This is a genomic window from Corynebacterium sp. 5QC2CO, from assembly GCF_024580435.1.
GTDB lineage: Bacteria > Actinomycetota > Actinomycetes > Mycobacteriales > Mycobacteriaceae > Corynebacterium > Corynebacterium jeikeium_D.
In genome coordinates, this window is record NZ_JANIKI010000003.1 from 226669 (window position 1) to 248648 (window position 21980).

At 55.7% G+C, this 21980-nt stretch carries 22 protein-coding genes and 1 pseudogene; 17 read left to right on the forward strand and 6 right to left on the reverse strand.

Going from position 1 to position 21980, the window contains the following annotated elements; all coding sequences use genetic code 11:
* Positions 1-77: 77 nt before the first annotated feature.
* Both NQ014_RS04650 and NQ014_RS04655 read right to left on the reverse strand, forming a co-directional pair.
* Positions 78-803, reverse strand: coding sequence for a response regulator transcription factor (locus NQ014_RS04650; protein ID WP_257073957.1), 726 nt, complete (start codon positions 801-803; stop codon positions 78-80).
* Entirely contained in the window at positions 800-1594 is a 795-nt protein-coding gene (locus NQ014_RS04655; RefSeq protein ID WP_257073958.1) for a sensor histidine kinase, read from the reverse strand. The genes NQ014_RS04650 and NQ014_RS04655 overlap by 4 nt, the downstream gene beginning before the upstream one ends.
* A gap of 126 nt (positions 1595-1720) precedes the next feature.
* On the opposite strand from NQ014_RS04655, the gene NQ014_RS04660 reads away from it, so the two are divergent.
* The 9 genes from NQ014_RS04660 to NQ014_RS04700 all read left to right on the forward strand — a co-directional run bounded on the left by NQ014_RS04660 (position 1721) and on the right by NQ014_RS04700 (position 12338).
* Positions 1721-2437 carry an ABC transporter ATP-binding protein gene (locus tag NQ014_RS04660; RefSeq protein WP_257073959.1) on the forward strand — a complete coding sequence of 239 codons (717 nt, stop codon included), beginning with the start codon at positions 1721-1723 and terminating at the stop codon, positions 2435-2437.
* Positions 2434-3870 carry an FtsX-like permease family protein gene (locus tag NQ014_RS04665; protein WP_257073960.1) on the forward strand — a complete coding sequence of 479 codons (1437 nt, stop codon included), beginning with the start codon at positions 2434-2436 and terminating at the stop codon, positions 3868-3870. Before NQ014_RS04660 ends, NQ014_RS04665 begins: the two co-directional genes overlap by 4 nt.
* 169 nt (positions 3871-4039) lie before the next feature.
* A complete protein-coding gene (locus tag NQ014_RS04670; protein ID WP_257073961.1) occupies positions 4040-5314 on the forward strand; it encodes a PhoH family protein in 1275 nt (424 codons plus the stop codon).
* A 97-nt stretch (positions 5315-5411) separates the two neighbouring features.
* Complete coding sequence (locus NQ014_RS04675; protein ID WP_257073962.1) at positions 5412-6548, forward strand: ABC transporter ATP-binding protein; 1137 nt, start codon at positions 5412-5414, stop codon at positions 6546-6548.
* A gap of 81 nt (positions 6549-6629) precedes the next feature.
* Positions 6630-7841: a DUF4032 domain-containing protein gene (locus NQ014_RS04680; RefSeq protein ID WP_172620277.1), complete on the forward strand. Its 1212-nt coding sequence runs from the start codon at positions 6630-6632 to the stop codon at positions 7839-7841.
* Between the two features lie 525 nt (positions 7842-8366).
* Positions 8367-9650: an ABC transporter substrate-binding protein gene (locus NQ014_RS04685; protein ID WP_088611979.1), complete on the forward strand. Its 1284-nt coding sequence runs from the start codon at positions 8367-8369 to the stop codon at positions 9648-9650.
* A gap of 179 nt (positions 9651-9829) precedes the next feature.
* A complete protein-coding gene (locus NQ014_RS04690; protein WP_016423090.1) occupies positions 9830-10675 on the forward strand; it encodes a carbohydrate ABC transporter permease in 846 nt (281 codons plus the stop codon).
* 18 nt (positions 10676-10693) lie between these two features.
* Entirely contained in the window at positions 10694-11590 is an 897-nt protein-coding gene (locus NQ014_RS04695; protein ID WP_042389412.1) for a carbohydrate ABC transporter permease, read from the forward strand.
* 115 nt (positions 11591-11705) lie between these two features.
* Positions 11706-12338 (forward strand): YesL family protein, encoded by a 633-nt coding sequence (locus NQ014_RS04700; protein ID WP_257073963.1) that lies wholly within the window; start codon positions 11706-11708, stop codon positions 12336-12338.
* Between the two features lie 78 nt (positions 12339-12416).
* Here NQ014_RS04700 and NQ014_RS04705 read toward each other — a convergent pair whose 3' ends face one another.
* Positions 12417-13421 (reverse strand): PfkB family carbohydrate kinase, encoded by a 1005-nt coding sequence (locus NQ014_RS04705; protein WP_257073964.1) that lies wholly within the window; start codon positions 13419-13421, stop codon positions 12417-12419.
* Between the two features lie 94 nt (positions 13422-13515).
* On the opposite strand from NQ014_RS04705, the gene NQ014_RS04710 reads away from it, so the two are divergent.
* Positions 13516-14082 (forward strand): thymidine kinase, encoded by a 567-nt coding sequence (locus NQ014_RS04710; protein WP_038625984.1) that lies wholly within the window; start codon positions 13516-13518, stop codon positions 14080-14082.
* A gap of 650 nt (positions 14083-14732) precedes the next feature.
* Here NQ014_RS04710 and NQ014_RS04715 read toward each other — a convergent pair.
* On the reverse strand, positions 14733-15305 hold the full coding sequence (locus NQ014_RS04715; RefSeq protein ID WP_257073967.1) for a hypothetical protein: 573 nt from the start codon (positions 15303-15305) through the stop codon (positions 14733-14735).
* 81 nt (positions 15306-15386) lie between these two features.
* Positions 15387-15521: a hypothetical protein gene (locus NQ014_RS04720; RefSeq protein ID WP_257073968.1), complete on the reverse strand. Its 135-nt coding sequence runs from the start codon at positions 15519-15521 to the stop codon at positions 15387-15389.
* Between the two features lie 41 nt (positions 15522-15562).
* Between NQ014_RS04720 and NQ014_RS04725 the strand changes: the two are divergent.
* Both NQ014_RS04725 and NQ014_RS04730 read left to right on the forward strand, forming a co-directional pair.
* A pseudogene (locus NQ014_RS04725) lies at positions 15563-15922 on the forward strand (IS481 family transposase); the annotation flags it as partial.
* Between the two features lie 598 nt (positions 15923-16520).
* Positions 16521-18020 carry a hypothetical protein gene (locus tag NQ014_RS04730; RefSeq protein WP_257073969.1) on the forward strand — a complete coding sequence of 500 codons (1500 nt, stop codon included), beginning with the start codon at positions 16521-16523 and terminating at the stop codon, positions 18018-18020.
* A 5-nt stretch (positions 18021-18025) separates the two neighbouring features.
* On the opposite strand, the gene NQ014_RS04735 is transcribed toward NQ014_RS04730, so the two are convergent.
* Entirely contained in the window at positions 18026-18346 is a 321-nt protein-coding gene (locus NQ014_RS04735) for a hypothetical protein (protein ID WP_257073970.1), read from the reverse strand.
* 197 nt (positions 18347-18543) lie between these two features.
* Here NQ014_RS04735 and NQ014_RS04740 point away from each other — a divergent pair, with 197 nt between their 5' ends.
* The 5 genes from NQ014_RS04740 (at position 18544) to NQ014_RS04760 (ending at position 21895) form a co-directional block, all read left to right on the forward strand.
* The gene (locus tag NQ014_RS04740; protein WP_257073972.1) at positions 18544-18903 is read left to right on the forward strand and encodes a hypothetical protein; all 360 of its coding nucleotides are present in this window, start codon (positions 18544-18546) and stop codon (positions 18901-18903) included.
* 120 nt (positions 18904-19023) lie between these two features.
* Positions 19024-19515, forward strand: coding sequence for a hypothetical protein (locus NQ014_RS04745; protein ID WP_257073973.1), 492 nt, complete (start codon positions 19024-19026; stop codon positions 19513-19515).
* Complete coding sequence (locus tag NQ014_RS04750; protein ID WP_257073974.1) at positions 19512-20321, forward strand: FtsK/SpoIIIE domain-containing protein; 810 nt, start codon at positions 19512-19514, stop codon at positions 20319-20321. Before NQ014_RS04745 ends, NQ014_RS04750 begins: the two co-directional genes overlap by 4 nt.
* Entirely contained in the window at positions 20314-20775 is a 462-nt protein-coding gene (locus NQ014_RS04755; RefSeq protein ID WP_257073975.1) for a hypothetical protein, read from the forward strand. The genes NQ014_RS04750 and NQ014_RS04755 overlap by 8 nt, the downstream gene beginning before the upstream one ends.
* A 187-nt stretch (positions 20776-20962) precedes the next feature.
* Positions 20963-21895, forward strand: a complete 933-nt coding sequence (locus tag NQ014_RS04760) for a site-specific integrase (protein ID WP_257073976.1) — start codon at positions 20963-20965, stop codon at positions 21893-21895.
* Positions 21896-21980: the final 85 nt, after the last annotated feature.

Sequence of the window (21980 nt, forward strand, 5' to 3'; positions counted from 1 at the left end):
ACTTTAATTTGTGACTCGTGCCACAATCAACACTTATTTTTTCATCGCCTTTGCGAGAGATGCGATTGCTGCCGACCCTAAATCTGCCCCGACGTCGCCGTGAGAAATTCCAGAATTGCCCGCACACGGCGGTTTTCCTCGCCGGGCTCCAGATGCAGCTTCATAAAGATATTGGACACGTGTTTCGCCACTGCCGCCCCAGAAAGCACGAGGTCATCGGCAATCTGCTTATTGGACTTGCCGCGTGCCATCAGCTCGAGCACTTCGCGCTCGCGCGCCGTCAAACTGGCTAGTCCCGATTTGCCCGACTGCATCAATGCCGTCGCCACATCAGGGTCAATCACCACGCCACCACCGGCGACGACTTCGAGCGAGCCCAAGAAGTCCAGCACCTGGCCAACGCGGTCTTTGAGCAGATACCCGGTCCCGCCACTCGAGCTGCTGCCACTCGAACCGACCCCAGTACCGACCCCAGCACTACCTCCAGCACCGACCGGCGAGAACAACTCACGCGCATACGCCGGCGCCACATACTGCGACAGCACCATCACATTCAGCTGCGGATAACGCTCCCGCAACTCGACCGCCGCCCGCAGACCGTCATCGCTCATCTTTGGAGGCATGCGCACATCGGTAATCACCAAGTCTGGCAGCTCGCCCGTGTCATCAAATCGGTCATCGATGTCCGCCACCAGGCCGTGGGCAGTGTCGACCATCGCAATCACTTCATGTCCACGCTTTTCGACGAGCCCGGCGACCCCCTCCCGCAGGAGTGCCGAGTCATCCGCAATGACAATTTTCATTTCTTCTCCGCACCTTTCTTTTTCACACCCTTCATTTCCACGCTTTTCATTTCTCCAATGCCCGATTCCCAGCGGTTCAACATCAGAGGAATTCTGGCTATTACCTGCGTTGGCCCACCTTCGGGAGAGTGCATGGTCATCGCACCGTCGAAAGTAGCCAGTCGCTCTTTCATGCCCCGCAATCCGCGCCCCAATTTTGCCCCGCCAGGGCCTTGGTCCGTAATTGAAATATTCAGTGTTTGATCTGAGGTGAGCAACACAGAAACAGGAGCATTCGGCGCATATTTCGCCGCATTAGTCAGCACTTCTGCACAGAAAAAATATGCCGCGGCGAGCACACTTTCTTCCAATTCCGGCAGGGGATGGGGAGTGTGCACAACAACGTGAGGGCCGTACCCTTCAGCAATCTCTTCAACAGCTGCTTGCAGACCGCGATCACGCAACACCTGTGGGTGAATTCCGTGGACTGTTCGCCGCAAAGCGCGTAATCCATCCTCCAAAAGGCCGCGAGTTTCCGCCAGGAGCTGCATTAATTCCTCATTGCCAGTATTGGATGCCTCCAATTCTGCAAGTCCCAATTTCATTGAAGCCGCAACAATGTATTGCTGAGCTCCGTCGTGGAGGTCATTTTCAATGCGGCGACGTTCAATCTCAAAGGCTTCGGCAATTGTTCGTCGTGAAGCGGTAAGTTCGGCGATGCGAGCGGCGGCGGATTCCTCGTAGCTGCGTTTATGCGATTTTTCGCGGCGGTTCGCGCCGATATATTTGCGGAAATAATCCTTCAGCTCCATAGTTTCCTATGGTACGAAAGCTCTGTGTGCGGAGGAATTAATTTCCGGCATAGTAGACCTAGCACTACCGCAAAAGGAAAGTGGGCACGGTGTTGAAATCGCCTCCGTGCGAGTGAAATGAGTGCCATGACAGACAACAACAGCCCAAGAAACGCACGACTTTGTATTCGTGACATCACTAAGTCCTACAATTCCGCTCCCGTTCTCACCGGCATTTCGCTGAACATTGAGCCCGGCGAAACCGTTGCAGTCATGGGACCGTCAGGTTCTGGTAAGTCGACACTGCTGCACTGCATGTCCGGCGTTTTGCTACCGGACGACGGCGACGTCATCTTCGGTGAAACAAAGATCAATTCGCTTTCCGACGCCGACCGCTCCGCCCTCCGTCTGCACGACTTCGGCTTCGTTTTCCAGGATGGCCAGCTCCTGCCCGAACTGACTGCCAGGGAAAACGTTGCTCTGCCAATGATTCTGCAGGGCAAGAAGCGCTCAAAGTCACTGTCGCTTGCCGACGATGTCCTCAGCCGCCTGGGCCTAGAAGACCTCACGCGCCGTCGCCCTGGACAGATGTCCGGCGGTCAAGCGCAGCGTGTCGCAATTGCCCGTGCGATGGCCGGCGAGCCAGGTGTCATCTTCGCCGATGAGCCGACTGGCGCGTTGGACCAGTCCACAGGCCATGAGGTCATGCAACAGCTCACCGCGTTGGTGGAGCAGACTGGAACGACATTGGTGATGGTCACGCACGATGTGAAGGTGGCCGACTGGTGTCGTCGACGTGTGGAGATCCGCGATGGCCTGATTCACGACGACCGCATGCTGGCAGGAGCGGAGGTTACAAAGTGAGCACCGTAACTGAAGCACCAAAACCCCAGAGAATTCCGACCGGCGCGCTAGCGGACTTGAGCACGCGATTGCAGCGCGCCGGGCGCGAATCGCACTCGGGAAACGGTTGGTTGTCCGCGCTGTCTGTGGTCGCTATGACTGTGAGCACCTGGTTGGCGCTGGTTGTCGTCGGCGGCACGGCGATGTTTTACCGCCGTTGGCAGGCTGAGCCAAAGCTGCCGCCGAACCCAACGCCCGAGGATTACATGAATCAAGGTCAGGGCGAGATGTACCTGCAGCTGGCACTCGTGGCCTGTGTTTTTGTGATTCCGGCAATGGTTTCGCTGGTGGCACAGTCGGCGGTGCTTGGCGCTGCAGGGCGGGAGCAGCGATTGGCAACTCTGCGCTTGATTGGTCTGTCTAACGGGGCAGTTACACGCATGGTTATTATCGAAACCCTCGTCTTGGCAGCTGTTGGGCTTGTGGTGGGCACGTTCTTGTCGGTTGCCACCGCGCCATTCTGGGCGATGATCAAGTTTGACAATGACTACCTGGATACCTGGGACATGTTGCTGCCCTGGTGGGGCTACCCACTGGTCTGGGTTGCCGTGGTGCTCCTCGCGCTCTATGCGGCTGTGGTTGGTTTGCGAAGGGTGATGATTTCACCACTCGGCGTTAGTCGTAAGGAAGTGCCCAAGTCGATGAAGGCATGGCGCATGATTATGGCCGTAGTTATCGGCGCGGGCGTCCTGTACGCGGTAGGCAACTCCAATATCGCGGGTGGAACCGTGGCTACCACGCTTGGTGTCGCAGCGATGATGTACCTGATGGTCTGGGCAATTGGCCTGGTGGCGCCTTTCTTTATCCAGCTTGTTGCCCGCATCTCCAGCTTCTTCGGTACTTCGAGCGACTTTGTGGCGACGCGACGAGTAGCGACTAACGCTAAGGAATCGTGGCGTCGAGTCAGTTCCATGACATTTCTGTCCTTGCTGCTCGGGTACGCAATGATGGTGCCGAGTGAAGACAAGATTGAAGAGGTGGCAGATGCCACTCTTGCACACGATATTGCAACTGGTGTGACTACCACCTTCGTGATTGGATTCATTCTGCTGCTGGTGTCAACGCTTCTGACTCAGGCCTCAGCCGTCTATGAAGAGGCATCGCTGACAAAGGCGCTGGACTTCATCGGGACGCCAATCAACTTCCACCGCACGGTCACTTTCAAGCAGACATTCTTTCCCATGCTTGCGACCAGCATCTTCGGCTTTGTCATGGGTGCGCTGTTGGGAGCCACCATGTTCGGCCCGATTGCGAACGAAATCACGTTTGGTCAACGCTCCCTTGTAGTTGCGCTGGCGTACCTCGTGGGAGTTGTATCAGTTGGCGCTGTGACCTTGGCGGTTGATCCGCTTCGCCACAAGTTGCTGGGTCGACAGATTCGCCATAACGACTAGTCGCCATTAAAAGGGCAGTGGAGTGGCCGGGCAGTGGTGCTCGGTGCTCGGCCAGTTCCTTAGGGTTCAACTTGAGGATTAGAGCCTGTAACCAACTGTGGTTCATCTGATAACCAAGCATTCATCTCACAACCACGTAATTTCTACCTCTGACTTTTAGCCTGAGGGCATGCGTACCTACGTGCTTGATACCTCGGTCCTGCTGTCCGATCCCCACGCCACCAAGAAGTTCGATGAGCACCAAGTTGTGCTTCCGCTGGTCGTGGTGAGTGAGTTGGAGGCCAAGCGCCACCACCCAGAGCTGGGGTGGTTCGCCCGAGAAGCGCTCCGTTTCCTCGAAGAGCTGCGTTACCGCTACGGCCACCTGGACCGGCCTGTGCCCGCCAATGATCTTGGCGGGTTTATGCATATTGAGCTCAACCACTCCGATCCCTCCATCCTCCCCGCTGGCTTCCGCACCGCCGAAAATGATCACCGTATTCTCGCTTGCGCCCTTAACCTTCAGCACGATGGCCATGATGTCGTGCTGGTCACCAAGGACATTCCGCTTCGCGTTAAGGCTGGTGCGGTGGGATTGCCTGCCGACGATTACCGCGCCCAGGACGTCGTACTGACTGGGTACTCGGGAATGGTGGAAGTGGACGTCGACCCGGAGGAAATTGATCGTCTCTTCGCCAACGGCTTTCTGGAGCTCGAGCAGGTTCAGGAGCAGCCGCTGCACTGCGGCGTGCAGCTCAGCGCCGGTAGCCAGTCTGCGCTGGCAAGGGTGAGCGCCCCGGGCGTCGTCAAGCTTGTGCGGGGCGATACGGAGGCGTTTGGGCTGAAGGGGCGGTCGGCGGAGCAGCGTGTTGCGCTCGACCTGCTGTTGGATGACTCGGTGGGGATTGTGTCCCTCGGCGGCCGAGCCGGCACGGGTAAGTCGGCGCTTGCGCTGTGCGCGGGTCTGGAGTCGGTGCTGGAGCGCGGACTGCATCGCCGAATCGTGGTGTTTCGTCCGCTCTACGCGGTAGGTGGCCAGAATCTTGGTTACCTGCCCGGTAACGAGGATGAGAAGATGAATCCCTGGGCGCAGGCTGTCTACGACACGCTGGAGGGGCTGGTCTCGGAGAACGTCATGGATGAGATTGCCTCGCGCGACATGCTAGAGGTACTGCCGTTGACTCACATTCGCGGTCGTAGCCTGCATGACAGCTTCGTGATTGTCGATGAGGCACAGTCGCTGGAGCGCAACGTACTGCTGACGGTGCTGTCGCGTCTTGGTAGCAATTCCCGGGTCATCCTTACGCACGATGTGGCGCAGCGTGACAACCTGCGCGTCGGCCGCCATGACGGTGTACAGGCGGTGATTGAAAAACTCAAGGGCAACGAGCTTTTTGCACACATCACGCTGAAGCGCTCGGAGCGCTCGAAGATTGCGGAGCTCGTGACGGGGCTGCTCGATTAAGAGTAAGCTTGTGAGGCAGATACGTAGGAGCTGTTCCTGCGGTTACTTTCACTCGGATCGTTCGGCACGTACCTGCCGATGAAAGGTTTGTATTCACATGGCTACTGTGACTTTTGCTGATGCCACTCGCATTTACCCCGGTGCAACGACGCCTTCTGTGGACAAGTTCAACTTGGAAATTGCCGATGGCGAGTTCCTGGTTCTGGTGGGCCCCTCCGGTTGTGGTAAGTCCACAACACTGCGCATGCTTGCCGGTCTGGAAGAGGTCAATGAGGGCAAGATTTTCATTGGAGATCGTGATGTGACCAATGTCTCGCCCAAGGATCGCGATATTGCGATGGTCTTCCAGAACTACGCCCTGTACCCGCATATGACGGTGCGAGAGAACATGGGCTTCGCGCTCAAGATTGCTGGTGTGGACAAGGACGAGATTGACCGTCGTGTCGAAGAAGCTGCGAAGACCCTGGATCTAACTCAGTTCCTGGATCGTAAGCCTAAGGCTCTATCCGGTGGTCAGCGTCAGCGTGTGGCAATGGGGCGTGCGATTGTGCGCAAGCCGCAGGTGTTCCTGATGGACGAGCCGTTGTCGAACCTGGACGCGAAGCTGCGTGTTCAAACCCGTACTCAGATTGCGGCCATGCAGCGTCGGATGGGTGTGACCACCATGTATGTCACCCACGACCAGACTGAGGCGCTGACCATGGGCGACCGCATTGCGGTCATTAACTTCGGTGTTCTGCAGCAGGTCGGTACTCCGCGGGAACTCTACGAAACCCCAGCAAACGAATTCGTCGCAGGCTTCATTGGCTCGCCTGCGATGAACCTGGGCACGTTCAACGTCTCTAATGGTTACGCCACGTTGGGTGAGGCCAAGATTAAGCTGCCGGAAGCCACACTTGCTGCAATCGTGCCGGAGGATCAGAACCAGATTATCGTGGGCTTCCGTCCGGAGGCATTCGACCTGGTCGAGGGACCGGGCGATGACGTCATTCCGGTGCAGGTTAACTTGGTCGAGGAATTGGGCTCCGATGCATTCATGTATGGCGATCTCGTCGGTGGCGGAGCATTGAGCTCCGGATCTTCCTCTAACCCGGACGAAGAGGAACACGGTCAGGTGGTTATTCGTACCGCCCCGCGCACCGCGCCGCAGTTGGGCTCGGTAGTTTACGGCAAGATTCGTCCGGGCATGCTGCACCTGTTCTCGAAGTCGACTGGTATGCGCCTTCCGGCCTAAACTCTTTCGTTTAGATGAAATGAGTAGCTGGTAGGGCAGTGGGACAGTAAGACAGTTTTAGGAGCCACCGTGTCGGAAACTATGAAAATAGCCGCGACAACGGTGGCTTCAAAGCTTTTGCGCCTTCCTTGGCATATACCTCTGGAACAGTGGCCAGATGATTTGTTAGCCGCCTTGCCTCAGGGAATTTCGCGACACATTGTTCGATTCGTCAACTTAGATGACCGCGTCATTGCAGTGAAAGAAATTGGTGAGTTCACTGCTCATCATGAGTATCGAATGCTGCGTGACCTGGTCAGGCTCGGTGCTCCATCGGTTCGCCCGCTCGCGGTAATCACCGGCCGGAAGGATCCAGATGGCGAACCGTTAACTGCCGCACTCGTCACAGAACATCTCGAGTATTCGCTGCCGTATCGTGCAGTTTTTTCTCAACAGGTCACCCGCGAAACTGTGGTCCGCCTGATTGACTCGCTGGTAGTCCTGCTAGTTCGGTTACATCTCCTTGGTTTTTACTGGGGCGACGTGTCACTGTCGAACACGTTGTTTCGTCGTGACGCAGACGCTTTCTCCGCCTACCTTGTCGACGCGGAAACGGGAGATTTGCAAGGCACACTCTCAGATTCCCGCAGGCTTTACGACGTTGACGTTGCCCATACCAACATCATCGGAGAGCTCATGGATCTGCAGGCCGGCGGATTCCTCGATCCTGAGCTGGACGTAATTGCGGTGGGTAGGCGCATTATTGAGCGTTATGAGGACCTGTGGCAAGAGCTGACGGGGGAAGAATCTATTGGTGTTGAGGAGCCTTGGCTTGTCGATGAGCGGATTCGCAGGCTCAACGACCTCGGTTTCGATGTTGGCGAGCTGAAAGTCACCAGTGATGGTGGTCGCGTTGTGTTCCGACCACGAGTGGTTGACGCAGGGCATCACCATAGGCAGTTAATGCGACTGACGGGGTTGGATGTTCAAGAACGGCAAGCGAGGCGGATGCTCAATAGTATGCAGACCTTTCGGTTGGCGGAAGGTCTTGAAGGGGTTCCGCTAGAGCAGGTTGCGCACCGATGGCTGCGTGAAGTTTTCGAGGCCACAATCCTGGCTGTGCCCGAGGGGCTGCGTGGAAGGCTGCAGGATGCGCAGGTTTTCCACGAGGTCTTGGAGCATCGCTGGTACATGGCAGAAAAACGCCGTGCGGATGTGCCGCTTCAAGAAGCGGTGCAGAGCTACGTGGACCGAGTGTTGCCCGGGCATCGCGACGAGTCCGTATATCTTCCGGCGAGCGATGAGGTCGAGTAGCTCTCTAGAAGCAGACTGTCGAGCGTACGATTATTTCACAAGTGACAAGTAAACGACCCGCCAGAATATTATAAAAATATACATTCAGGTCAAACAGGGGTGCTTTTGGTGGTCGGGTGGTTGTCGGGTCTGCGTGTGATTGTCGCGGCCAGGTGCTTACTTTGGTGCCGGTAGGCGGCTCTGTTCAGCGAAAACAGCTCGAAAACAGCTCAAATTCTAGGTGTACTTTCGAGAGCTTTTGCTATTTTTCTCCTTTGCATTTGTTCACAGCTGGCTGAAGGTCAACCTAAATTGGTTTTGGTCAAGTAAAATTTTGGTGAGACCGAATACCCGCGTGGGTGGCGTCGAAGTTCGCATGAAAGGCTACTTCTAGCCGCAGGGCGGGATAATCCAATTAGGCCACGGCTGCTGGCAAATATTCGTCCGAATTACTCGGAGGATGCCATTAAAGTGGCCTTTCTTCTCAAGGGAGAAAATATAGTGAAGAACTTCAAGCGCCTTTCAGCTCTGTGTGCAGCAGGCCTGATGGCAACCGCTGGTTTGGTTGCGTGCTCGAGTGATGATGCGGTTGCAGATGGTGGTGTCTACTTCCTTAACTTCAAGCCGGAGCAAGATGCCGCATATCAGAAGATTGCGAAGGCATACACTGACAAGACTGGTGTCCAGGTCAAGGTCGTTACCGCTGCTTCGAATTCCTATGAGCAAACTCTGAAGGCCGAGATTGGTAAAAAGGACGCGCCAACACTGTTCCAGGTCAATGGTCCGGCGGGCCTGCGTACTTGGCAGGAATACATGGCTGACATGTCTGACACTGAGATCGCACAAAACCTCAACGAGGGCATCGAGCCGCTGAAGGGCGAGGACGGCAAGGTATACGGCGTCCCGTTTGCAGTCGAGGGGTTTGGCCTGATCTATAACGAAGAGATCATGGACAAGTACTTCGCGCTGCCCGATGCCAAGGCCAAGAGCATCGACGAGATTAAGGCCTTCGGAAAGCTGAAGGAAGTCGCTGAGGACATGCAGGCCAAGAAGGACAAGCTGGGGATTTCCGGCACCTTCGCTTCCACCTCGCTCGCATCCGGTGAGGATTGGCGCTGGCAGACACACTTGGCCAACGGACCGGTTCATTATGAATTCGAGGACCTCGGCACCAAGGAAACCGCTGATGTGAAGTTCAAGTACAACAAGGAGTTCAAGAACCTCTTTGATCTGTACCTGAATAACTCCACTGTCGAAAAGACTCTGGCCCCGTCGAAGGCTGTGTCCGACTCGATGGCTGAGTTCGCTCAGGGCAAGGCCGCTATGGTTCAGAATGGCAACTGGGCATGGTCCCAGATCAACGATGTCTCCGGCAACGTGGTCAAGCAGGACAAGATTAAGTTCATGCCTATGTACATGGGCCTGAAGGACGAGGATAAGACTGGCATCTCGGTTGGTACTGAGAACTACCTGACGGTCAACTCCAAGGCTTCGGAGGCTTCCCAAAAGGCAACGAAGGACTTCGTCAATTGGCTGTTCAACACCGATGAGGGCAAGAAGTACGTCGTCGAGGATCTCGGATTCATCGCTCCGTTCCAGAACTTCACTGAAGCCGACACTCCGAATGACCCGCTGGCCAAGGAAGTGGCCGCAGCAATTGAGAACGAGGACCTGACCACCATCCCGTGGGACTTCCAATACTTCCCGTCTCAGCAGTTCAAGGATGATTTTGGCGCAGCGCTGGCGCAGTACGCTTCCGGAAAGATGCCGTGGGACAAGGTTGTTGAGACTTTCGCCGACAGCTGGAATGCGGAATCTCCGAACAATTAAATACCAGCAAATCAATGGTGAGCCATTCCATCGGTGAGTGTGAAGCGAAAGCTTCTCGCGCATGAACAACCGACTGAATGAGTTCATCCAATGGCAAGGCGGAGCTCGGGGCTCGGTGACCTGTTAAACCGGTCTCGAGGCACCGGGCTCCGCCTTTAGCTTTAGGAGCGGTGTTGTAGATGCAAGCAACATTGAAAAAGTATTTCCCAATTTTCGTGCTACCCACGCTGATTGCCTTTGCAATCGCGTTCTTGGTGCCGTTCGTTATCGGTTTCTTCCTATCATTTACTGACTTCACAACCATCACTAATGCGCAGTGGGTTGGTATCGAGAACTACCAGAAGGCATTTAGTGAGCGCGAGGGCTTCGTCGCTTCCTTCGGATTCACTCTGATGGTGGTTGTTGTTTCCATCATTACTGTGAACTTGTTCGCGTTCTGGATCGCATGGATTCTGACGCGCAAGCTGAAGGGCACGAACTTCTTCCGCACAGTCTTCTTCATGCCGAACCTTATCGGTGGCATCGTGCTCGGTTACACCTGGCAGTCGATGATTAACGCCGTGCTGGCATCGTACGGTACGACGATTGTGTCCGACTGGAAGTTCGGTTACGCCGGTCTGATCATCCTCATCAACTGGCAGCTGGTCGGTTACATGATGATTATCTATATTGCCGGTCTGCAGAATGTCCCGCCGGAGCTCATCGAAGCTGCGGAGATTGATGGCGCTGGACGCTGGGAGATCCTGCGGCACGTTACTATCCCGATGGTCATGCCATCGATTACCATTTGCCTCTTCTTGACCCTGTCGAACACTTTCAAACTCTTCGACCAAAACTTGGCCCTGACCAATGGTGCGCCGGGTTCAGAGACAGAAATGGTTGCTCTGAACATCGTCAACACCATGTTCAACCGAATTGGTGTGGAGGGCGTTGGTCAAGCCAAGGCAGTAATTTTCGTCGTCGTGGTCGTAGCGATCGCGATGCTGCAGCTGCGTGCTACTCGCAGCAAGGAAGTGGAGGCATAAATGTCTGTCGACGCTGCAATGACCACTGAAACGGCCACCAAGCTCCCCAAGGCCAAGCCCGCTAAGCAGGACGAGGCCAAGGTGGGAGGCGTATCTAAGGTCATCATCTACGCGATTCTGGTGTTTTTGACCGTCGTGTTCTTGGGGCCAATCGCGTTCATTATCTTCAACTCGTTCAAGTCCAAGTTCGCAATTTCAGATAACCCCTTCCAGCTGCCACTAGGTGACATGTGGGTCGGGTTCGAAAACTACGCCGTCGGCCTGATGAAGGAGGGCTTCGGCTGGGCGATCGTGTGGTCCTTTGTCATCACGATCCTCTCGGTTATTGCGATTGTGTTCTTCTCTGCGATGACGGCTTACTACATCACGCGAGTGAAGACGTGGTGGACCTCGCTGCTGTATTACCTGTTTGTGTTCTCGATGGTCATCCCGTTCCAGATGGTGATGTTCCCGACCGTCAAGATCGCCGACATGCTGCATTTGAACAACCCAATCGGCATTGTGGTTCTCTACTTGGGCTTTGGCTCCGGCCTGTCGGTATTCATGTTTGCCGGCTTCATCAAGTCCATCCCGATTGACATCGAGGAAGCCGCGATGATTGATGGCGCATCTCCGATGCAGAACTACTTCCGCATCGTTTTGCCCATGCTCAAGCCAACTGCAGTGACAGTCGCCATTCTGAACGCAATGTGGGTTTGGAACGACTACCTGCTGCCGTACCTGGTCATCGGCCTGTCCACTAAGTACAAGACCATCCCGGTTGTCGTGCAGAGCTTCGTTGGCTCCAACGGTAACCGTGACCTTGGCGCGATGATGGCAATGCTGGTGCTCGCAATCATTCCGATTGTGATCTTCTACGTCGCCACCCAGAAGCACATTATCGAGGGTGTTGCTGCGGGTGCCGTTAAGGGATAGCCGCCTAAGCGTTAGCGCATAGGGCGCCAAGCACCGCGTTTTACGAAAGCGAAAGCCTCAACCGCGTAGGTTGAGGCTTTCGTCTGTTAATCAGCCTTTATTAGGATATGAACCCGTGGATAGATTTTTCAGCACCGATACAAAGTTCTACGCAGCCTGGTCGCTGTTAGCAGACCTTGTAATCATCAACCTGCTGATGATCGTCGCATCCATCCCGATAGTCACTGCAGGCGCCGCAACTCGCGCTGGGGTAGTGGTCGCTCGCGATATGGTCCGTGACGAAGGCTCAAGGCCCGTACGGCGCTTCTTGCGCGCACTGCTGGACAATTGGCGCACACCAACTTTGTGGTGGCTATTCACCTTGGTTCTCGCCGGAGCCATTGGCTATGAGTTTTACGTTATTTCCCGCGCGGACCTCGGCGCTGTCGGCCTAATCTTCGCCGCAGGAGTTACCTCCGGGGCGCTAATCCTGCTGGGAATTACCGCCTGGGTCTACTCGCTGTGCTCGCTTTCCGACGGTCAATCGTCGCTCCGCCGAACCCTGGCAACGGCCACCAGCATGACCGTCAAAAACCTGCCGCGGACTGCGCTGGCAGTTTTGGCGCTTCTCATCGTGCCCGCGGCCATATTCTTTTTCCCGGCGAAGATCTACGCGATTGCTACCTATGTCTTCCTCATCGGGTACGCGTTGAGTTGGTATTTGGTGATGCTGGCGCTTGAGCCCGTTCTGCCAAACAATGCTGGGTAGGTTCTCCCACTGGCCCCGCTGGCCCGACTGGCACTGACTTAATCGGTGCCAGCTCGCGTACAAGGCCGCTGACGATCCTTAGCCCTCGTACTCTTTCACAGAGGGAAAATCTTCCGCCTTGACCATCTCGAGCAGTTTTTCGCGACGGACAAAGGCGGAGCATGCGCCAACCGCCTGTACGGCTGCTGCACCTGCTGCGGTGGCCAGGGGGACGGCGTCGTAAAGCGAGGTGCCCTTAGCCAGCTCCGCGGTGAGCGTGCCGACGAACGCATCACCGGAACCGGTGCCGTCGACAATCTTCTCCTCTGGCAGCTTGAGCGCGGGGTGCTCGTAGATTGTCGGCTCGTCATCGAGACCATCGGAGTGCTGTGCGAAGAGACAGCCGTGGTCGCCCCGGAGCATGACGACACTGGGGCAGTACTGCAGAAGTGCCTCGAGCTGTGCGCGGTAGTCGGTAGCGCGGATGCCCTCGGCGATGTCCAGGCGGCGGATTGTTTCCCAGGCGCCCTTCATGTTGACGATCAGCGGATCTGCATGGTCAATCAGCGCAGGTGTAACGGTTACGACCGGATTGAGATTCAGCACCAGTCGCGCGCTGTACATGGACGCGACGGACGCGATGGCCTCAGTTGCTTCCGGAAGTAGCTCGCCCTGTGCGAGCACGACATCCGCTGATGCGAACTCATCGACGAAATCGGTGGGGTCCGTCAGTGCGTCGGCGCCACGCTGGACAAAAATGACCGGCCGACCCTTGCGGTTTGTTGCGACGAAAGCGCTGCCGGTCGGCAAATCCCAGGAAGTCTGAATGGAGTGGACATCTACGCCGTGTGCGTTGAGTTCCTCGACCACGAAATCCGCTGCGCGGTCCTCGCCAACAGTTCCGGCCATGATCGCACGGACACCGTCATAAGCGATAGCAACGGCCTGGTTGGCGCCCTTGCCGCCCAGCATATTAGTGCCGTCATCAACGATGAGCGTGCCACCTTCTGCGGGGACGCTATCGACCTGTACCAGGGTATCTAGGTGGATAGATCCACATACAACAACTGTTGGATTCTCATTCAGGTCAGGAATCGGCTGCATAAAAATATAGGATAGTCGGGAATTCAAATCCGTGTTGCTTGCCCGAGTTTACAGCCGTCAGAGCCGGCGAATCGATGCCCTACAATCGATGGCTATGGCAAAACTGTACTTCCGCTACGGAACCATGAACAGCGGAAAATCCATCGAGGTTCTTCGCGTCGCCCACAACTACCGCGAGCGCGACATGCGACCGTTGATCGCCAAGCCTGCCGTGGATACTTTGGCTGACGGCGACGTGCACTCCCGCATCGGAATCGCGGAACGCGCGCACCTCATCCACGACGGCGATGACCTTTCCTCGCTTGCCGACGGCCACGATTGCCTGATCATTGATGAGGCACAGTTTCTTACCCCTGACCAGGTCGATCAGTTGTTGGGAATTACCCTTCGCGGTACCCCGGTGCTCTGCTACGGCCTGCGTACCGACTTTCGCACCCACGCCTTCCCGGGCTCCCAGCGTTTGCTCGAAGTTGCCCACACCATTGAAGAAATTAAGACAATCTGCACCTGTGGGCAGAAGGCCATCTTTACTGCGCGGTTGAATCCGGACGGCAGCATTATCCTCGACGGCGAAACCGTGGAAATTGAGGCACTCGAAGCGCCGAAGTACATCTCCCTGTGCGCCAGCTGTTACAACCGGATGTCGGGGAAGTGGGCGTGAGTAGGGGCTAGGAGGGCGGTTTCTGGAAATTAACTATCCTGGACCAACGTGACTAATTTGGAAAGCCTGGTCTGTGACCAATACAAAACGAGTCCAATTCCACGCCTCGCATTTGAAGCCCGCGCACTGAAACTCTCCGAAACCGTCATTCCCGTCAACTATTAACGACGCCGACCGCTGAAAGGAGCGCCTATGTGCACGGGTATCATTTCAGGAGTCATTTCTGGGCTCATCGTGTCGGGTGTCTTGTGGCTGTGGAATGTTTCTCAACGGGATTCGTTAGAGCTGAGATTCGTCGCCCCAGGTAGAGCTTTCCTTCGAAATAACCGGCTGCGAACTGTGGTAGTCGGAGGCTCTTGGGGATTAGAGAAGGGCCAGGTTATCTTCCGCGGTGACGACTTTCGTGGCGGCGGGCACGGTTTGGTCGTAGGCCGATTTGAAACTCTTCCAGTGAGAACGCAAATGATTCAACCTGGGCAACCAGTAATGGTTTCGATAAAGCGCCTTCCCTTCCGTCTAAAAAGCTTAAGTGAGACGGGCCTGCACAAGTGGGAGCAGGCTGAAGTGGACCCCGCGGAATTTATCGGCAGAGAAGATGAACTACCGACAGGGTGGAAATTCCAGACGATTTATCTCCGGGCGTAGTTCCGTCAGAAGAGTCCCATAAGCGCAGTCGCGACCGGGCCTAGAATCGCGGTGGCGCTGCCGGCATCCCCGAGCACAGAAAGCCCTTTTCGAAGCGCGTTTGAGAGCCTATCTGTTCGGGCACCGCCGGCTGTTTCTTGGTCAATGACTTCGGCAATATCATCGTGTCCACTTTCACGCAGAGTGTCGATGAGGTGCTGAATCTGAGCAGCGCTCACGTTGATTGTGACGCTGTGCTCATTGTTGACTCCAACCTGTCCTCCGTGGACATCGCCATGTACATTCACCGCGGTATTTGTTGTGTGTTGGCCCCTGTCAATCCCATAATCTCCTACAGACTTCCCTGAGTAAACGAGGTGCTGACCGACACCTGTCAGCCGTCCGCGGAAGAACATCTGGCCCCAATCAGTATCAAAGTTGATAAGGCCAAGATTTTGGAGCATCTCCGCAGAGCGACGCAATTCATCGATCATGAAGCCAGACTCATCTGAAAGATCACCGAAGTCAGTATGGCGAGTGTGATTCTCATTGACCCAGTTGATTAGCCAATCTGCGGTTTCAAACCTGTTTCGTGCCATGTGCTTGCCCTTTCAGCAATTCGAAGAAGTCACTTACATTAATACCGCCGGTTCGTAAAGCGTTACGAACTTCGAGCCGACTCACGCACCGGACTTCGATTTCCACTTCAAGTCCTCCCACGACTCGGCGGCTCGGATGTCTGATTTGTAGCCAATGACGTAGCTCCGCCTCTGGCCCTCGAATGCGTCCTCGCTGAGCAGTTCGCGTACCAACACTCGAGCCGCGAATCGTTTCGCTTGAACCGTTTCGCGTCTCGCCCCGCCGAACGCTCAACCGATGTACTCCTGCAGAGGCCTACAACGCTTTATCCAAAGCGCACTCTCGCTCTAGGCATCAAGACTTATGACTACCACCCACGCGCTGACAAAGTCGCCAAAACGGCAAAAGAACACTGTGATGAGGCGGATGACTCAGACAGTCTCTATATCGGACGCTGATGGGCCGGAGAACCCATCACCATCATGTGCGTAGACAACACAGCAAACATCAAAATCACTGCCATGGGGCAACACATAGCCCATTACACGCTGACCTCAGACAAAATCTACTACAACCAAAAGGCAACGGATTCAACCCTAACCCGGGCAACAAAAATAAAGGAAGCCTCGAGACATAACCGGAACAATGTCTCGAGACTTCACATCGTGCCCCCAGCAGGGCTCGAACCTGCGACAAAAGGATTATGAGTCAACCGCTCACTGCTACTCTTTTTTGAGCAGCGGGGCTGACCTGCGGTTTTATAGTTTTTGCGGTTATCGCTGAAAACCGACGCACCGTGCGACCTAGCACGGTGCTATACTGTATGCAAATCGAATATTTTTCCCTACCCCCGATTGAGTGGTTTTCCACTCAATCCTGAACTTTGCTACTCATCTACATCTAGCCCCCGCGACTAGCGACGTCCAAGCGATACCGAGCGAAACGGGAGCGGGAGCAAGCGCAGTGCGAGGTGAGGTCGAGGAGGGGGCGCGAACGACCGCAAGGTCGCACGCGCAAGCCCCCGACGCTGACCGAATCCGAAACGGAGCGACGCGGACGCGGGAGTGCGAGCGAGTGTGAGCGCAGGCGGAGTGACCGGGAGCAGGGGGCGCACCGAACAGCGCCGACAGGCGCGTGAGGTGCAGTGGCACAGGGCTTGTCTTGTGTGCCACAACTCCACGGGAGATGTGGAAGAGGGGAAAAGAAGAAGAATATCAGGAAGAACGGATTAGGAAATGTTGACGACTGTTGAAGCGGTAGATCGGGTGATGCCGTGGCTATCACCGGTCGTTTTGAATTCTTCAACGGGTGACGGTGCGTTAATCCGGGAATGTCGTGAAAAACTCCCGAGTGTGCTTGGCGCACGTGAGACCCCTCGGGATTATTTAGTCCATGTTTCTCCCGGGACTATCCAGCTGGCTTGTCGTGACCTCCAGGCACTCGATAGGAGAATCGCTGCCCAAGAAAAGGAGGAACGTGAACGCGCGCGGATTAGTGAGGAGATGGCTTTCCGTCGAAAAGTTACGGATCTTTACGACGCGATGGAGGACGTTTTGCGCTGGCTAGATGCGCAAAGCGGGTGGATAGTAGGCGGTAAGGAGGAAGACCTCCAATTAGGAGAGATGGGGGGTCGGCAGGTAAAGCGCCTACTGGAAGAGGAACCAGCCATTGGGCATGACCTTGCGGTTTTAGAGTTTGTCACTGATGAGGCGCGGTTGAAAAAAGATTTCGACTTTGAGGTTCTTCAGTGGCACTATGACCAGCTGGTCGAGGGGGCGTGTCCGCCGTGGCTATTTTGGCGGTTGATGCCGCTTTTTGATGACATTCTGGGTGAGAAGAAAGCCCCGCGAAAAATCCGTCACTGGTCGGCGAAGAGTCGCCGGCGCATGCTGAAAACCTGTGCGGAGTTGGACTGGGAGCCGGTCATTTCCCTGGCGGAAACTGAAGATTTTTCCATGGCGATGGTTACTCTGACGTATCCAGGTGCGGGGAAAAAGTGGCTGGATTACGTACCGAATGCCCAGGTTGCGCGAAAGCACTTTGCTGCACTTCAGGAGAGGTTTTACCGTGCCTGGGGGGTGCGTATGCAGGGGATTTGGAAAAGGGAATTCCAGAAAAGGGGGGCACCTCATTTGCATATTTTGATGCTCATTCCGACGTGGGGAATCGCCCGCGAAAAGGAATCCCCGTTTATCGTGGAAACTGACCTCATGTTTTTCCGTGAGTGGCTGTCCATTGCCTGGGCGGAGGTGGTCGGCGCGGAAGGTATGGATTTCGTGCGTCACCTCTATGCCGGAACTGGCGTAGATCAAATTGAGCGGTTTACCTCGGCAAAAAACGTCGCCGGGTATTTTCTGAAGTATGCGTCCAAGGATAGCAAGTTTGCTACTAAGGAATATCAGAATCTTCCGCCGTGGGAGTGGAGTCACAGTGGCGAAAGTGTTGGCAGGTTTTGGGGTGTCCTCGGTATTAAAAAGGAGGTCCGCACTGTGCTGGTGAGTCGTGAGGAGTTTGTGGCGTGGGGTCGGCTTCTGCAGCGTTGCTGTGCTGCTAAATTTCCTGGTAAGCGTCGTTTTCGGGGGAATTTTCACGCCGGTTGGGTGCTCACCGAGGATTTGCATGGCACGGTCGCGCTAGTAAAGGATCTTGTGAGGTCGTTACAGGCTATGGGTGGTAGTGTGCTTGATTCGCCACCTGTTGGTATGCGGGGGGCTGTTTTTTCTCGCGTGAGTTGAGTGGTTTACCGCTCGGGTGAGTTTTCTTCCGCCATTTCCTCGGCGATGTGAACATTTCCCTTTTTTATCCAGTCTCTGATTGACGCTTGGCTAATTCCGAATTCCCCTGCGAGTTGTCTTTGTGTGACTCCTGGGTATGCAGCGGTTAAGGCGGTGAACATGTAAATGAGTCGCCTACCCTGTTCTTCCTGTTCAAGGAGCCTTTTTACCGCGTTGACGTTCGCTTGCACGGACGCGTCGATATTCCCCTGAGCTTTGAGTGATTTTCCCAATTCGGCTGCGAGTCTGCGACCCTCGCGCGCAACCGTATTTCCCATGTCGTTCATGAGCATTAGGGTAGCGGCTATAGCGGGAAATCACCAGGTTGAGAGGTTGACCGCGCGCATGAGTGGTCTTGTGCTATACTGTTGTCAGAAGGAAAAAGAGTCAAGGATTCAATCAGAGAATCCAGGCTCGGCAAGTCGCCTCCTTTTTTTCATCACTAAGTGAGTGGAAAACCACTCACAAGAGAGGAATCATTATCATGCGTTTTCCCGCATCTGGTCTCCGTGTCATCACTACTGCTGCTACCGAGTCGCGCCCGGTCTATGAGTACGTCGACGGCAAGCGTTCCGATGTTGTGAAAAAGGACGAAAAGGGGCGCGAGATGCATCGCGTCGCTGGACTGTCTGCGGTCTGGCAGGGCGAAGCCATTGAGGTCTCCGTCGTTCTCCCGACCCCGTTCACTCTGTCCCCGTACACCGTGTATGCAGCCGGTGGTGACGGTTTCGTCGAAATCGGTGCTCGCGCCGAGACTGAACGTTTCGCGTCCAACCGCTACAGCCTGTACACCTCCGAGGTAAAGGCAGCGGGTTCCTACGCGGAGCTGGTCGAGGGCAAGTAAAAAAAACGGTTCACCTGTGGGTTCCGCACTGGTGATGTGTCTGGTGCGGTTCGCCAGGGGAGAACCGACGAGGAGCCCCTCCCCGTATCTCTGTTCCACCTATATATAAGGAGTCCAAAAATGGATTTTGTGTCGATTGTTGTATTGTGCGCGGTGTGTTTCATCGCGGTGTATGCCGTGGCAAGTATCTACGAGTCCCGTCACCCTGCGGTTCCTGCTGGTCTGAAAATGCTGACTGAATCGGAGCGCAGCGATCTTCGCGAGCATGAAGCAGAATTCATGAGTCGGTGGGGTGATCCGGAGAGCGTGAAAGACTTTTTCGAAGCCACATCTACATTCTCTGGTGATGAGACTGGTCTGGAACCTGAGCTTCGTCGGTATCCGCGCCCGATTCGGGCGGAAAAAACTTCTCGGGGTGTCGAGGTCACTTTGCAGCTCCCCATTGGTATTGATGCGGAGGATATCGAAAAGTCGATTCGTCGCGGTGGTGAGTGGGTAGCGATTGATGGGGTTGCGGACACCGTGGTAGAGCGTAAATCGCCTGGTCGTGTGGTGGTTCGTGCTGTCACGCGTGACGCGTTTGAGTCGAATCTCGGCGGTGATTTTCTGTGACACTCACTCGTGAGCGTCCGTGGGCGGTCGATGAGGATGGGCAGCCGGTCATTTGGGACCCGACGGGCGTGGGACATGTCGTCATTGCTGGTATTACCCGAACAGGTAAAAGCAAGGGGAGCCAGTCGATTATCGCTGGCACTCTCACTCCCTGGATTCAGTACACCGGCATCGACCCGTCGGCGGGTTTGCTCAAACCTCTGAAAGCTTTTTCGGAGCGCCCCCAGGATTTTGTTCTTGGTTCTGACGACGATTTTCTGAATCGCGCGATTTTACTACTGGAGCGCCTAGTGGCAGTCATGCGGGAGCGCATTGCAGCGCTCGGCTGGGCGGAAAAAGTCGAGAACTTTTCCACAGAGATGCCTGCCGTGGTGGTCGTCCTTGAGGAATACGCAAACCTGCTGGTCATGGCGGAATCTTCCGGTAAAGACGGTAAGAAGCTTCGTGCTCAAATCGTTGCGCTTGTGGGGTCACTGCTCCGTGAGGGGGCAAAAGTTGGGATCGATGTCTTCACGATCTTGCAAAGACCAGAAGCCGCGATTCTCCACGACCGCGCTCAGTATTCCGTGCGGATTACCTATCGGCAGGATAATGCGGATTCGGTGAAAATGTTGCTCGATGCACCGGAACAGGAGGACGTGTCCCGCATCGTGGGTTTGCGTCCTGGGCGCGGCGTTCTTTCCGATAACGGGCAAGGTTTGGTTTGGTTCCAGACCCCTAACCCGGACTACTCGACCTATGTAGAAACCGTGCGTGACCGCATTTACACAGGTCACACCCCACTTTTGGAGGAAAACAATGAGTAAAAACGCGACTACCGTGGCTATCGCTGCGACTGCTGTGGTCGGTGTCGGTGCCCTGGTGCTCACGGGTGCTCTGGCTGGCGGTTCCGATTCGTCGGCTCCGTCATCTACCCCTGCGGATAGCGTGGCGGAAGCCTGCGAGGGGTGGTTTGTAGACCATGGCGCGTGCCAAATCGCGAAAGCTCGCGAGGCGGCGGAAGAGGCGTGTTCCTTTGACCCGACCGACGAATTTTTTGCGGAGGTTCGGGCACGTCAGTGTGAAAGCGCCCAGTCCCACGCGGTAGAGGTAGAGCGTCTGTATAGCATGTCAGAAAACCCGTCTGACCTGCAGATTTCGCCGGTTACGTCTCCCTATGCTGCCCCCACAGAGCGTATCTGCCTGACGTACGAAGATGTGAATCGCGTCACAGGTGAAGTCGTTCCGGGTCGGTGCGTTGTGCGTGTGGTGACTACCTAGCCCCAGTGGGGAGTACAGAGGGGGCGAATAGCCCCCTTTGTCCTTGACCCGTTGCCCACGGTGACCACCTGATTTGTTCTCCGTCGCCCGCCCCGGGTGACCATCTTCCTCTTTGTGTCTCTTCCTTGATTCGCGCCCGCGTAGGCGGGCGCTCTTTTACCTTTCCCTGATAAAACGGTACTTTTTCATGACTACTCCCACCCCTTTGTTTTCTGATTATTCCCGACAGTGGTTGGCTCTCCACCCAGTCGCACCCAAGACGTATGAGGACTACTCCTGGCTTCTGCGGACATATCTTATCCCCGCGTTCGGTGATGTTCCCATCGGCGATATTAGTTACCGCGATATTCAGTCCTGGGTCATTGAGACCGCACCCCGCGCATACCACCAGGTACGACAGTCGCTCTCGATTCTTCGCCAGGTGTACCACCTCGCGCAGGTGGAGGACTTGGTGTCGAAATCCCCGGTTGACCTCGTAAAATTGCCACCAGCACCTCGTCCGGTTCCTGACCCTCTTAGTCCGTCTGACGTGCAAAAAATTGCAGCCGAACTCATTGGTCGCGACCGACTTATGTTCCTCGTTCTGGTTTTTGGTGGGTTGCGTTTCTCGGAGCTTGCGGCTCTGACCCCTGCCTCGATCAAAACCGATTATATTGTGGTGTCTGGCGGTATCATGCCCGCTCGCGGTGGCGGCTGGATTTGCTCAGACGGAAAAACCCACCAGCGGAGACGCGTTTACCTACCTGCGTTTTTGGTGTCTGACCTGCGCGATTATGCGGACTCGGTGTCTACTGACTTGCTGTTTACGTCCACTGTTGGCACCCCAGTTCATCGCACCAACTGGCATACCAGGGTGCTCGTGCCTGCCTGTGACCGGGCTGGCGTTCGACGAGTTACGCCCCATGCACTCCGGGATACCTGCGCGTCCCTGTGTCTCCGTGCTGGTATCGCGCCCCAGGTGGTGGCTGCGCACCTCGGACACTCCGATAGTGCTACAACGCTGCGTCACTACGCGGGGGTAGTGACTGGCGATTTGTCCTCACTGTCTATGACACTCCAGCGTGAAATTTCGGGCGTGGTGCCCCCAGCAGGGCTCGAACCTGCGACAAAAGGATTATGAGTCAACCGCTCACTGCTACTCTTTTTTGAGCAGCGGGGCTGACCTGCGGTTTTATAGTTTTTGCGGTTATCGCTGAAAACCGACG

Coding starts and splice junctions, on each gene's coding strand:
- NQ014_RS04695 (WP_042389412.1), top strand. CDS start 10,694: ATGACCACTGAAACGGCCACCAAGCTCCCCAAGGCCAAGCCCGCTAAG.
- NQ014_RS04735 (WP_257073970.1), bottom strand. CDS start 18,346: ATGAACGACATGGGAAATACGGTTGCGCGCGAGGGTCGCAGACTCGCA.
- NQ014_RS04740 (WP_257073972.1), top strand. CDS start 18,544: ATGCGTTTTCCCGCATCTGGTCTCCGTGTCATCACTACTGCTGCTACC.
- NQ014_RS04730 (WP_257073969.1), top strand. CDS start 16,521: ATGTTGACGACTGTTGAAGCGGTAGATCGGGTGATGCCGTGGCTATCA.
- NQ014_RS04690 (WP_016423090.1), top strand. CDS start 9,830: ATGCAAGCAACATTGAAAAAGTATTTCCCAATTTTCGTGCTACCCACG.
- NQ014_RS04680 (WP_172620277.1), top strand. CDS start 6,630: ATGAAAATAGCCGCGACAACGGTGGCTTCAAAGCTTTTGCGCCTTCCT.
- NQ014_RS04745 (WP_257073973.1), top strand. CDS start 19,024: ATGGATTTTGTGTCGATTGTTGTATTGTGCGCGGTGTGTTTCATCGCG.
- NQ014_RS04710 (WP_038625984.1), top strand. CDS start 13,516: ATGGCAAAACTGTACTTCCGCTACGGAACCATGAACAGCGGAAAATCC.
- NQ014_RS04650 (WP_257073957.1), bottom strand. CDS start 803: ATGAAAATTGTCATTGCGGATGACTCGGCACTCCTGCGGGAGGGGGTC.
- NQ014_RS04760 (WP_257073976.1), top strand. CDS start 20,963: ATGACTACTCCCACCCCTTTGTTTTCTGATTATTCCCGACAGTGGTTG.
- NQ014_RS04660 (WP_257073959.1), top strand. CDS start 1,721: ATGACAGACAACAACAGCCCAAGAAACGCACGACTTTGTATTCGTGAC.
- NQ014_RS04655 (WP_257073958.1), bottom strand. CDS start 1,594: ATGGAGCTGAAGGATTATTTCCGCAAATATATCGGCGCGAACCGCCGC.
- NQ014_RS04685 (WP_088611979.1), top strand. CDS start 8,367: ATGGCAACCGCTGGTTTGGTTGCGTGCTCGAGTGATGATGCGGTTGCA.
- NQ014_RS04755 (WP_257073975.1), top strand. CDS start 20,314: ATGAGTAAAAACGCGACTACCGTGGCTATCGCTGCGACTGCTGTGGTC.
- NQ014_RS04670 (WP_257073961.1), top strand. CDS start 4,040: ATGCGTACCTACGTGCTTGATACCTCGGTCCTGCTGTCCGATCCCCAC.
- NQ014_RS04675 (WP_257073962.1), top strand. CDS start 5,412: ATGGCTACTGTGACTTTTGCTGATGCCACTCGCATTTACCCCGGTGCA.
- NQ014_RS04715 (WP_257073967.1), bottom strand. CDS start 15,305: ATGGCACGAAACAGGTTTGAAACCGCAGATTGGCTAATCAACTGGGTC.
- NQ014_RS04705 (WP_257073964.1), bottom strand. CDS start 13,421: ATGCAGCCGATTCCTGACCTGAATGAGAATCCAACAGTTGTTGTATGT.